This is a genomic window from Labedella phragmitis, assembly GCF_004078635.1.
Classification (GTDB): Bacteria; Actinomycetota; Actinomycetes; order Actinomycetales; family Microbacteriaceae; genus Labedella; species Labedella phragmitis.
Window position 1 is genome coordinate 312626 of record NZ_RZNB01000003.1, and the last position, 11559, is coordinate 324184.

Here is an 11559-nt window from a genome sequence, read left to right on the forward strand (position 1 = left end):
GCTATTCTCCGGCGTTCCGTGCGGTCGACGCCCGCACGAAAGCAAGCACCGCGGCGCCCGCGCTCGCGGCCCCCGCCACGAGGAAGGCCAGCGGGTAGCCGCCGGCGACGACGAGGAGTCCCGCCACGACGGCTCCCACGGCCTGCCCGAGGATGAGGACGACGAAGAGCAGGGCCGTGCCCGTCGGAGCGCGAGCTGCATCGATCTGCGCCGTCCAGCCGATGAGTGCCCCGCTCCCCGCCGTGTAGGCCCAACCGAACGCGACGCACGCGACGAGCACGAGCGCTGATCGCGCCGAGCCGGCGCCGATCGCCGCAGATGCGATCGCGATGAGCGCGGCGGTCATGGCCCACATCCGCGACGGGGGGACGCCGTTCGTCCAGCGCGAGGAGACGATGACGACGGCCCCGCCGGCGCCGAGGGCGATCCACGCGACGACGGAGACGGTCTCGCCGGCCCCCGATTCGATGAGGACCGTACGCGTGTAGGTCCAGACGGCCGCCGATCCGAATCCCATGAGGAGGGCAGCGACGATGACCCGGGCGTGGGCCCGATACCAGGACCGCGGCGGCAGCCCGCCGTGCTCCGACGGCCGGGTCGTGGTCGGGCCGGCCGCGGATCCGCGATCCGCGAGGACCACGACGACGCCGACCACGAGGGTGACGGCGGTCGAGACCCACCACGCGGCTCGCCAGTGCGGCAGCAGCACGAGCGCGAGGATCCCGGCGACGGCGAGCCCCGGCCCCGTTCCCGCGTTGACCACGGCTTGGAACCGCGGCAGGGAGCGGCCCGAGAGATTCCGGCCGAGGAGAGCGACGAGCGCTGGAGACGCGATCCCCGCGCCGGCCGAGCTCACGACGGCGGCGACCCCGAAGAGGGTCGCCGTCGGGGCGATCGCCATTCCCGCCGCTCCGAGCCCGGCCGAGCCGGTCGCGACGAGGACGAGCATCCGGGGGTACTTCGCCGCGGCGAGGAATCCGACGAGCGCACCGACGCAGTAGACGACCGATGCCCCTCCGGAGATGGCGCCCGCGACGTCGAGGCCGAGCGGGAGGTCCCCGCGCACGTCCGGGAGGAGGAGACCGTACGCGAGCCGGATCAGACCGTAGGTCGCGGCGATGAGACCGGTCCCCGCTGCGACGAGGACCATCGGGGCGGCCTCGCCAAACAAAAACGCTCGTTTCACTTTGGTAGTCTAGGGTGCTGTCATGGCGATCCGCGAGAGCACCGAGCAGCGACTCCTCGATGCGGCAGACGACCTCTTCTTCACGCGCGGCATCGCCGCGACCCCGATCGACGCCGTGATCGAGCGCGCGGGCGTCTCCGCGGCGACGCTCTATCGGGGCTTCCCCAGCAAGGAAGCCCTCGTCGCCGCCGCTCTCGAGCGTCGCCACCTCGAATGGATCGAGACGTGGGATGCGGCGATCGCACGCGCGGCCGACGACGAGGAGCGCGCGCTCGCGGTCTTCGACGCCCTCGACGACTTCCGGGACCGCCCGATCGGGTCCCGCTGGTGCGCCTTCCTCGGCACGGCGGCCGAGTACGGTGATGCTCCGCCCGAGGTCGCCGAGGCCGTCCGTCGCGACTCCGACGCATTGCGGTCCCGGCTCCGCAACCTCGCCGCTCCACTCGTGGCCCCGCGATCCCGGGATGATCGCCGGCGACCGGACGACGGTACCGATCACCGAGCGTCACGCCTCGGTGACGAACTGCTCCTCCTCGTCACGGGCGACCTCGCGATGCGACTCCGGGAGCCGGGCCACCGCACGGACACGGCCCGCGGCATCGCCCGCGTCCTCATCGCCTCCGCGCGCTGAGGGGCGGGACCCGAGGATCAGCCGACGAGGCGGACGCCGCCGAGGGTGAGCTGGATCGCGATGAGCAGACCCGCCGCCATCACGAGGCGGAAGAGCACGCGGTGCGCCGGCCTCCGCAGGGCGAGCACGAGACCGACGACGGCGATCCCGATCGTCGCCGCGAAGCCGACGAGTTCCACCACTCCGGGAGGCCTCGTCGCCGCGAAGCCGCCGACCGTGGGTCCGACGAGCACGATGACGGCTCCGGTCGCGAGCGCCGCGAACGCGACGGCGCCGGCGGCACGGCGCCCGAGGCGGTGCGGCAACCCGCGGACACCGGTACGTCGATCGTCCGCGAGATCCGGGAGCGCGTTCGTGAAGTGGATGGAGATGCCGAGGATCGCGCCCGTCGCACTGGCCCAGAGCGCGGCCGCCGCCGGGTCGGGAGCGGACAGCGTCGCGAGGGACGGCACCGTTCCGAAACTCACGATGAACGGCACGACCGAGAGTGCCGTCCGCTTCAGCCACGCGTTGTAGAGCCAGCCGCCCGCGATCACGATCGTGTGGGCCACGAGCATGCCGAGACCGAGGACGGCGGAGAGGGCGAGGGCGATCACGAGGGCCACCGCGGCCGCGATCGCGACGGCGCGGCGACCGATGTCGCCGCGCGCGATGGGCTTGTCGGTGCGTCCGACCTCGGCATCACGGGCCGCGTCGATCGCATCGTTGGAGAACCCGATCGACAACTGACCCGCGAGCACCGCGAGGCCCAGCACCACGAGCCGCCACGGCTCGAGCCCGATGGCGAGACCGAGCACGAGGCACAGGACCGTCACGGCGGCCGTCGGCCCGGGGTGGGAGGACAGCAGCAGGAGACGTGCGGCCCGGAGGGGACGGACCGCGCCGCGGGTCGCCGATGGGGACCCCCTCCCGCCTGCCGGGGTGTCCGATTCGAGGGTCACGGTGCGAGCGCGGGCATGGACGTGATGCCGAACTCGTGACGGAGGGCGCTCCTCGCCGCGTACCACCCGGCGAGTCCGTGCACTCCGGGGCCCGGCGGCGTCGACGACGACGCGAGGTAGACGCCGCGTGCCGGAGTGCGCCACGGGTCGAACGAGAGCACCGGTCGGGCGACGAGCTGACGCATGCTGGCTTCACCGGCGGCGATGTCGCCGAGGACGTAGTTCGGGTTGTCGTCCTCCATGTCCTGCGCCGTCTTGCTCGACGACGCGAGCACCAGGTCGCGGAACCCCGGGGCGAACCGCTCGATCTGACGCGTGATGATCTCCGTCTGATCGATCGACGAGTCGCGCGGCACGTGCGTGTACGTCCACAGCACGTGAGCGCCGGCTGGCGCCCTCCCCTCGTCGAGAATCGAGGGCTGGGCCGCGAGCACGTAGGGCGTCGGGCTGTGCCGCCCTGCGGCGACCTCCGCCTCCGCCGCAGCGATCTCTGCGCGCGTTCCGCCGATGTGCAGAGTGCCCGCGCGCCGGAGCTCCGGGCTCGTCCAGGGCACGGGACCCGAGAGGGCGAAGTCGACCTTCGCCGCGGCGTTGCCGTACCGGAACCGCGCGAGTCGACGGGCGTAGCCGTCGGGGAAGCGCTCGCCGGCGATCCGGAGGAGCGCGCGCGGACTCGTGTCGAAGAGCATCACCCGCGGGTCGCCGAGCTCGGCGATGTCGGCGACCTCGACGTCCGTGACGAGCTCACCGCCGTGTGCGCGGAGATCGTCCGCGAGGGCGTCGATGATCGCCTGGCTACCTCCGACCGGTACCGGCCAGCCGCGCGCGTGCGCGTAGGCTCCGAGCGACAACGCCGCTGCCGCCGTCGAGAGACTCGGCATCGTCCGGATGGAGTGCGCGGCGACCCCGCTCAGCATCGCCGGGGCGACGTCCTCACGGAACCGCGCGTTCCACGTCGGGAGCCCCTGCTCGAGCGCCCGCAGTCCGAAGCGCGTGACCGTGATCGGGTGACGCGGCACCTGCAGGATCGGCGACCCGGTGAACTGGGCGACCTCGTCGGCGTGCGCCGCGAGCGGCCCCATGAGTCGCTTCCAGGCGTCGCCGTCACGACCGAGGGCCTCGGCCGTCCGGTCGATGTCGCGATAGGCGATCCCCGCTCGGCCGCCGTCGAGGGGGTGGGCGTAGGAGATCTCGGGCAGCCGCAGGTCGATGCGGTCCTGCAGACGGAAACGACGGAAGAACCCCGACGCGAGCGCCATCGGGTGCACCGCGGAACACACGTCGTGGTGGAACCCGGGGAGCGTCAACTCGGAAGTGCGCGCGCCTCCGCCGAGGGTCGCATTGCGCTCGAGCACTCGGACCGAGAGTCCGGCGCGCGCGAGCGTGACCGCCGCGGCGAGCCCGTTGGGGCCCGAACCGACGACGACGGCCTCGACGTCGCTCATGCCTTCTCCGGGACGTCGCCGTTCTCAGCCTTGCCCTCGGCGATGAACGCGAGGCGGAGCAGCGTCTCGCGATTGCGGAAGAAGAGCGGGATGTCGAGGAGGGGGGCCGGCACGAGTGAACCGGGCCCCTTGACGGCCTTCTCCGTGATCCGCACGACGCACCCGCGGTGGTGGGGTTTCACGTCGATCGTCACGCGGGCCTCACCGACGGGCCAGCCCGCCGGTTGCACGACGATGCGCCGCGGCGGGTCGTACTCGAGCACCGTCGTCTCGTCGTTGATGAGGAAGGGCCAGACGCCGAACGAGTGGTGCAACTTGTGACCGGTGCGTGGCCACCCGTCGTCGACGTCACGCATGCGCGACGCCCCGACGACCCAGACCGGGAACAACCATCCGTCGTTGAGGACTCCGAAGACGTCTTCCGGTGAGCAGGCCATGACGCGTGTGTTCGTCGACATGGCTCCACGCTAGCGGCGGGCGGCGGCGGGGACCACGGGGTGGACAGCGGCTCGTCCATCCGCGCATGCAACCGCGATCGAACCGACTGAACGGTCCACGCTCAGTGTGCGGGTGACCGCCGCACGATCACGAGCGCGGCGATCGCGGTGCCGACGCCCGCGACGAGAGCGGTGTTCGCGGTCCAGCTCACGCCGAGCAGATGACCGAGCTGCAGATCACCGATGCCGACCGCTCCGAGCTGCGGAATCACATCCCGAACCATCGCGACCCCGAGGACGCCGGACGCGACGAGGACGACGGTGAAGGCCGCGGCACTCACGCAGAACAGGATGCGGACGAGCAGCCTGCCGGCGAGCAGGGGGCGCACGAGCATCGCGGCTCCTCGGGTTGGGAACACCCTGCGCTCGGGGACGTTCCCCGGCAATCGGGCGCTGCCCGTCCATCGTCCCCCGTTCGAGGGCCGCGCGCAATAACTGAGCCCGCCTCGATTTCAACGCCCCGGCCGCGTCGATCGAGTCGTCGTAAGGTGGGCTCGCGCGACGCCTCGGTCGCGCGTTCGACGACGAGGCGGCGACATGACGGACCGACGGACCATCGTGATCACGGGAGCGAGCGACGGCATCGGAGCGGCCGCGGCCCGTCGATTGTCGCGCGATGGCCACGCCGTCGTCATCGTGGGGCGGTCGCCCGAGAAGACGAACACCGTGGCGGACGAGATCGGCGCCGATCGCTTCGTGTGCGACTTCTCCGACCTCGCGCAGGTGCGGGAGCTCGCCTCTGCACTCGCCGACGGCTACCCGCGCATCGACGTCCTCGCCAACAACGCCGGTGGCGTCTTCGGGGACCGCACCCGCACGGTCGACGGGTTCGAGAAGACCTTCCAGGTGAACCACCTCGCGCCGTTCCTCCTCACGAACCTCCTCATCGACACGCTGCTCGCGAGCCGAGCCACCGTGGTCGCGACATCGAGCGCGGCCGCCCGTGTGTTCAGCAAGCTCGACATCGACGATCTCGACACGAAGCGCGGCTTCTCGGCCAATCGCGCCTACGGCAACGCGAAGCTCGAGAACATCCTCTTCACGCGCGAGCTCGAGCGCCGGTACGGCGGGCAGGGGCTTGCGGCGGTCGCCTTCCACCCCGGGACCATCGCGACGGGATTCGCCGCCGAGACCACGAGCCTCATGCGACTGATCTACCGCACGCCGCTGCGGCATCTCCTCCTCCAGGGCCCCGAGACGGGAGCCGAGCAGCTCGTGTGGCTCTCGACGAGCACACCGCGCACGGACTGGGAACCGGGCGAGTACTACGAGAAGCGGTCGATCACGAAGACGAGCATGCAGGCGTACGACGGCATGCTCGCTGAGCGCTTGTGGGAGGAGAGCGCGCGTCGCGTCGGCCTGCCGACGTGACACTGCCGCGCGATCAGCGGCGGCGGGGCGATGACGTCTCGCTGCGAGCCGCGGTGTCTGCTCCGCTCGGGGGATCGTGGGGGTCGACGGCGTCCACCGCGTCGCGCATGCCGTCGAGGAAGCGCACGACCGTCTCGAGTTCGTCGGGACGCAGCGATTCCGCCGCAGCGAGCATCCGCGCGTGCATTCGTCCGAGGGTCTGGCGCACCTCGTCGTCCGTCGCCACGGTCGGCACGAGCAGGAGCGCACGGCGATCGCTCGGGTGCGGCTGGCGCTCGACGTGGCCGGAGCGCACGAGCCGATCGATGAGCACCGTCGTGGAGGCCGAGGAGATCTGCAGGTAGGCGGAGAGGTCGCGCGGTCCGATCGGGACGCCCTCCTTCGCCCGGCGCAGGAGGAATTGGAGCGCGAGGAGATCGGTCTCGCCCATCTTCATCGACTCACGCGTGCGGCGGCGCATGGCGGTCTCGGACTGCCGATAGCGCCGGAGCGCGTTGAGTACATCGACGGCGCCGGTCACGCCGCGTTCTTGTCCGTACCAGTAGCCGGAGGACGGGTCGCTCGGCTCAGTCATCCCCACAGTGTAGACGGAAGGCTAGACGGCCTGTTCTATCACCCGAGGGGTTGCGGAGCCGTCGAGGCCGCAGGAGCACCGACCAGCAGCCCGCCGTTCACGCGGACGTCGGTCCCTCCTGATTCACTGTCGTGCATGACCACTCCCCCGGCCGCGTCCGCCTCGATGCCCACCCCCACCGGGTACGACGAGGACTTCCTCGGTGTCCCCCTCGCCCTGCCGTCACCCCGGTCGAGCGCCGACGTGCGCGTGCTCGCCTACACGCACTTCACCGTCACGCTCGATCCGGGTCGCCGCCTCGCGGCCGTCACGGGCGTGAACATCGACGGTGCCCGCATCATCGACGTGGGCCGCGGCGACGACTGGCACCTCGACGACCGCGTCCCGGTCGAAGAGCAGACGGGACCGGAGGTCTACGCCCGCAACGACCTCGACAGAGGCCACCTCGTTCGCCGCCGCGATCCCGTGTGGGGTGATCCGGCCGAGGCCGCTGCCGCCAACCTCGACACCTTCTGCTACACGAACGCGGCGCCGCAAGCGGCCGACTTCAACCAGGGGAAGGAACTGTGGGTGGGGCTCGAAGACCATGTGCTCGCCTACGCGCAGGCGAACGGCCTGCTGCTCTCGGTCTTCACTGGACCTGTTCTCGGACCGGACGACCCGCTCTACCGCGGCACGCGCATCCCGCTGCGCTTCTGGAAGATCGCGGCCTGGACCACCGGCCCGGCGGGCGATGCCGGGCACGGAACCGCCGCGGCGCCGGCGCTCCGCGCCGCAGCCTTCCTCCTCGACCAGTCGCCGCAATTGTCGGACGTCGACCTCGGGGCGCTCGCGTCCCCTCCGCCACTCGGTCCGTTCCGGACGTTCCAGGTCCCGGTCCGCGATGTGGCCGAGATCGCCGACCTCGAGGTCGGGGCGCTCTCCGACGCCGACGTCCTCGAGCCCGTTCCCGCAGCCGTCCCGCCACGGGAACTTCCGGTCTGGAGGGAGCTGGTCTCCTGGAACGAGATCACGCTCGCCCGGCGAGAGGACCGGAATGTCCCTCCGACGACCGGGTGAGCCGCAGCCATCGGGCCAGGGCGTCGAGTTCCCGCTCCACTCCGTCGGCGACCTCGCGCGTGAATCCCTCGTCCTCGTGCACGGCGTGGACGACGAGACGACCGGCGGCGCGATCGGCCGTCGCGTCGACCTTCCCGACGAGGCGATCACCGTGGAGGATCGGCAGGGCGTAGTACCCCCATCGCCGCTTCGCCGCCGGCTTGTACATCTCGAGGGCGTAGTCGAAGCCGAACAGCGCGGCCATACGCTTCCGATCGCGGATGAGCGCGTCGAACGGCGAGAGGAGCGCCGTGCGACCCCCGAAGGACCGCCCGAGCGCCGCAGGGTCGACGCGCCATTCGCCGGGTGCGCCGTCGATGACGGCGGGCTCACCGGCGTCCCCCACCCTGACCGACTCGATCGGCAGTTCCGGCGTCGCGTTCCGGACGATCCCGAGAGCGCGCAACCTCCGGTCCGCCCGCACCGCGAGCGCTTCCTCGACCGGCAGCGCAGGGATGTCCGAGTGGTAGCGCCGCCCTGCGAGATCCCACAACCGATCACGCCCCGGACGGCCGGCCACCGCGACCTCGCCGCGCGCTGCGAGGCACTCGAGCATCATCATGACGTTGCGGTTCGCGTTCCATCCGCTCGACGTCCAGGGCACGATGCTCGTGTCGGCGATCTCCGAGGCCATGAGCGGGCCGTCGAGCTCGAGTCGGGACACGATGTCCTCGCGGAACTCACGGTTGTCCTGGAGCCACTGTCGCGTCGACTCGTGCTGTGCAGGCTCGGCCATCGCGGCGCGGAAGAGGGCGAGGTCCTCCATGGGCCTCACCAGGAGGGACAGCTCGAACAGGGTGTCTCCTCGTTCCAACTCGTCGAGAAGGTCGCCTTCCTGGTACACGTCGCTGCCCAGCCGACTCCAGAGCACGAGGTCGGCGGTGGGAGCGATCGGCGCGGTCGGCTCGATCTGCACGAACGTGAGATGCCGGACGACCTCGAGGAGGTCGTCCGGACGCTCGCCCGACAGGAGCTGCGCCCGCACGGCGATCCGGCGCGCCTCTGTGATCGTCAACCGGTGAGGAGTCACGCCGCCACCCTAGACCAGCGTCGGCGCGACCGGTGCGTCGGATCCGCGTCAGGAGCGCAGCGCGCGAACCGCGGCGGCGAGGGCGAGGGCGCCGCCCGACACGAGCAGTAAGCGCCGGCGGCGGTGCTTGGCCCATCCACCCGTCTCGCTGTTCGTCGCGCCCCCGGCCTCGAACACGTTGCCGTACCTCTGCGGGGAGTCCGTCCGGCGCATGCCGAGGATGCGCATCGCGGGCCGCACGGTGCGCTTGTAGGTCTCCGGGGCGAGGCCGTTGAACGCGATCAGCGAACCCTGCGCACTTCCCACGACCTTGGCGCGCGGCCCGTGCGGACGGGAGGCGCGCACGATCGCCTTGGCGACACGCTTGGGCGTCACGAGCGGCGGCAGCGGATGCATCTCCACACCGGGTGAATCCGCCGAATGCTGGTAGATCGGGGTATCGATCGTCGCGGGCAGCACGACGCTGACGCGGATCTTCGTCCCCTTCAATTCCTCCTGGAGCACTTGTGCGAGCGCGAACGTCGCGTGCTTGCTCGCCGTGTAGGGGGCGACGTACGGAGCGGTCACCTTGCCGAAGAGCGAACTCGTGATGACGAGGCTCCCCCGACCCTGCGCGCGGAAGAACGGCAGCGCTGCGCGCGCTGAGTAGACGACGCCGAAGAGGTTCGTCTCGATCACCTGCCGGAAGACGTCGGGAGGAGTGTCCTCGAAAGCGCCGTAGCTGAACACCGAGGCGTTCGCGACCCAGACGTCGATGCGTCCGAAGTGTGCGTTCGCGGCGAAGGCGAGCGCGTCGACCTGCCGTTCGTCCGACACGTCGGTCACGACGACGAGCGCCTCCCCGCCGCGGGCGCGGCACTCGGCCGAGACCTCCTCGAGGCTCTCCGCAGAGCGCGCCGCGAGCACGAGTCGGGCGCCCTCACGTGCGAAGCGATGGGCCGTCACGCGGCCGATGCCGCTCGAGGCCCCCGTGATGACGACGACCTGACCGGAGCGCTTCCCCATGTCAGCGCCTCCGTGCACCGAAGATGCGGGCCTGCTCGTCCTCGTCGGCCACGCGGATTCCGAAGTGGTAGGCGAGCTCGCCTCCGAGCGCTCCCGATCCCCCGACGATCGCCATGGCCACGAGGCTCACGATGAACGCCGGAACGGAGATCTCGTCGAGGCCCGTGAACCATCGGACCACGAGACTCACGGCGAAGAGGAGCATCGCGAACAGGTTCGCGACCATGTGCACGGTCGCGACGCCGCGGGCTCGTGTCCCGGCCGGGATCTGGCTGTAGTCGAGGAAGCCGAGGAGCGCGGCGGCCGCGGCCCCGACGAGGCCGATGGCCACGAGCACGGCCGCCCCGAGAGTGAAGGCGCTCGAGTCGTCGACGAAGAACGCGATGATGTCGAAGACGACGCTCGCCGTCCACGCGCCGATCGGCAGAGTGATCACGACGGCGTGCAGCGGGTGGCCGTAGGGACCGGCGAGCGCGATACGAGGCCGCTTCGCCCGCGCCCGGCCCACATACTCCGCCGGTGACTCCGGCGTGTCGATCGTGGCGTCGACTGTTCCGACGGCGCTCGGGACGGCGCGTCCCGTGATCGTCTTCGGGGTCTTCGGGGAGGACTTCTCGTCAGTCGTTCCGGCCATGGGCCTTCTTCTCCTGCTTCTCGTCGTGGTTCGCGGAGGAGTCGTCCTCCGGCGGGGTCTTTCCATGGGAGGTGCGCAGCTTGAGGCCGTCGAGGACGTCCTTCGCGTGCTGGTCCGCCTTCTTGTCACTGAGCTTCGTGTCGCGCGGCGGGAGCTGGATGGTCTCCTCGGCGGCGATGCCCGCCTGCAGCTCGCGACCACGCTCGAGTTCGGCGTCGAACTCCGCGCCGAAGAGCAGCGCGATGTTCGTGATCCACAACCACAGCAGGAAGACGATCACGGCACCGAGGGAGCCGTAGGTCGCGTTGTAGTTGCCGAAGTTGCCGACGTAGAACCCGAAGGCGACGGTCGCGACGGCCCACACGACGAGCGCCAGGACGGAACCGAGGCTCATCCACCGGAATCTCGGCTGCTTGACGTTGGGCGACCAGTAGTAGAGCACCGCGATGACGACGATCGCGATGACGATCAGCACCGGCCACTTCGCGATGTTCCAGACGGCGAGCGCGGCGGGACCGAGCCCGATGACATCGCCGATCGCCTCGGCGACGGGGCCGCTCAGGACGAGGATCAGCGCCCCGACGACGAGCAGGATCACGGTGAAGACCGTCACACCGAGCATGGTCGGGCGGAGCTTCCAGATGGGGCGCCCCTCGTCGACCTGGTAGACGCGGTTCATCGCGCGTCCGAATGCACCGACGTACCCGGAGGCCGACCAGAGCGCGCCGAGCAGACCGGTGACGAAAGCGAGGCCGGCGCCCGGGGCGGAGGTCAGCTGCTCGACCGGGCCGCGGAGGGCCGCGACGGCGTCCTCGCTCGCGAGGTTCGAGACCATCGCGAGGACCGTGTCCGTCGTCTGCTCCGCTGCGCCGAAGAGCCCGAGGATCGAGACGATCGCCAACAGCCCGGGGAAGAGCGCGAGGACGGCGTAGTACGTGAGGGCCGCCGCGAGGTCCGTGCACTGATCGGCGTTGAACTCGCGGAAAGTCTTCTTCAGCACGTACATGAGCGTCGGCTTGTGGATGTCCGTCGGGTCGTCCGGCTTGCGCGGATCGTCCGGATCCGGTGCCGTGCGCTCCTTCGTTGCTGCGGTGTCCTCCGCCATGGCCTCTGCCCCTCTCGCGAGTGTTGTCTGTCCCGGACGCGT

At 70.8% G+C, this 11559-nt stretch carries 13 protein-coding genes; 3 read left to right on the forward strand and 10 right to left on the reverse strand.

Going from position 1 to position 11559, the window contains the following annotated elements; genetic code table 11:
• Window position 1: 1 nt before the first annotated feature.
• Complete coding sequence (locus ELQ90_RS09575; RefSeq protein ID WP_128495031.1) at window positions 2-1186, reverse strand: MFS transporter; 1185 nt, start codon at window positions 1184-1186, stop codon at window positions 2-4.
• 22 nt (window positions 1187-1208) lie between these two features.
• Here ELQ90_RS09575 and ELQ90_RS09580 point away from each other — a divergent pair, with 22 nt between their 5' ends.
• A complete protein-coding gene (locus tag ELQ90_RS09580) occupies window positions 1209-1817 on the forward strand; it encodes a TetR/AcrR family transcriptional regulator (RefSeq protein ID WP_128495032.1) in 609 nt (202 codons plus the stop codon).
• A gap of 17 nt (window positions 1818-1834) precedes the next feature.
• On the opposite strand, the gene ELQ90_RS09585 is transcribed toward ELQ90_RS09580, so the two are convergent.
• The 4 genes from ELQ90_RS09585 to ELQ90_RS09600 all read right to left on the reverse strand — a co-directional run bounded on the left by ELQ90_RS09585 (window position 1835) and on the right by ELQ90_RS09600 (window position 5035).
• Window positions 1835-2668, reverse strand: coding sequence for a UbiA family prenyltransferase (locus ELQ90_RS09585; protein ID WP_128495220.1), 834 nt, complete (start codon window positions 2666-2668; stop codon window positions 1835-1837).
• An 86-nt stretch (window positions 2669-2754) separates the two neighbouring features.
• A complete protein-coding gene (locus ELQ90_RS09590) occupies window positions 2755-4203 on the reverse strand; it encodes a phytoene desaturase family protein (protein ID WP_128495033.1) in 1449 nt (482 codons plus the stop codon).
• Window positions 4200-4661, reverse strand: a complete 462-nt coding sequence (locus ELQ90_RS09595) for an SRPBCC family protein (protein ID WP_128495034.1) — start codon at window positions 4659-4661, stop codon at window positions 4200-4202. The genes ELQ90_RS09590 and ELQ90_RS09595 overlap by 4 nt, the downstream gene beginning before the upstream one ends.
• Window positions 4662-4762: 101 nt before the next feature.
• A complete protein-coding gene (locus ELQ90_RS09600; RefSeq protein WP_128495035.1) occupies window positions 4763-5035 on the reverse strand; it encodes a hypothetical protein in 273 nt (90 codons plus the stop codon).
• Between the two features lie 202 nt (window positions 5036-5237).
• Here ELQ90_RS09600 and ELQ90_RS09605 point away from each other — a divergent pair, with 202 nt between their 5' ends.
• On the forward strand, window positions 5238-6071 hold the full coding sequence (locus ELQ90_RS09605) for an SDR family NAD(P)-dependent oxidoreductase (protein ID WP_128495036.1): 834 nt from the start codon (window positions 5238-5240) through the stop codon (window positions 6069-6071).
• 13 nt (window positions 6072-6084) lie between these two features.
• Here ELQ90_RS09605 and ELQ90_RS09610 read toward each other — a convergent pair whose 3' ends face one another.
• Complete coding sequence (locus ELQ90_RS09610; protein WP_128495037.1) at window positions 6085-6645, reverse strand: MarR family winged helix-turn-helix transcriptional regulator; 561 nt, start codon at window positions 6643-6645, stop codon at window positions 6085-6087.
• Window positions 6646-6780: 135 nt separating this feature from the next.
• Here ELQ90_RS09610 and ELQ90_RS09615 point away from each other — a divergent pair, with 135 nt between their 5' ends.
• Window positions 6781-7704 (forward strand): DNA/RNA non-specific endonuclease, encoded by a 924-nt coding sequence (locus ELQ90_RS09615; RefSeq protein WP_243696105.1) that lies wholly within the window; start codon window positions 6781-6783, stop codon window positions 7702-7704.
• On the opposite strand, the gene ELQ90_RS09620 is transcribed toward ELQ90_RS09615, so the two are convergent.
• From ELQ90_RS09620 to ELQ90_RS09635, 4 genes are read right to left on the reverse strand one after another with little or no spacing between them, the layout of a single operon-like run.
• Window positions 7655-8773: a DNA glycosylase AlkZ-like family protein gene (locus ELQ90_RS09620; RefSeq protein ID WP_128495038.1), complete on the reverse strand. Its 1119-nt coding sequence runs from the start codon at window positions 8771-8773 to the stop codon at window positions 7655-7657. The genes ELQ90_RS09615 and ELQ90_RS09620 overlap by 50 nt on opposite strands.
• A gap of 48 nt (window positions 8774-8821) precedes the next feature.
• On the reverse strand, window positions 8822-9778 hold the full coding sequence (locus ELQ90_RS09625) for an SDR family NAD(P)-dependent oxidoreductase (RefSeq protein WP_128495039.1): 957 nt from the start codon (window positions 9776-9778) through the stop codon (window positions 8822-8824).
• A gap of 1 nt (window position 9779) precedes the next feature.
• Window positions 9780-10412, reverse strand: coding sequence for a DUF2231 domain-containing protein (locus ELQ90_RS09630; RefSeq protein WP_128495040.1), 633 nt, complete (start codon window positions 10410-10412; stop codon window positions 9780-9782).
• Window positions 10396-11517, reverse strand: coding sequence for a YihY/virulence factor BrkB family protein (locus ELQ90_RS09635; RefSeq protein WP_128495041.1), 1122 nt, complete (start codon window positions 11515-11517; stop codon window positions 10396-10398). The genes ELQ90_RS09630 and ELQ90_RS09635 overlap by 17 nt, the downstream gene beginning before the upstream one ends.
• Window positions 11518-11559 lie beyond the last annotated feature (42 nt).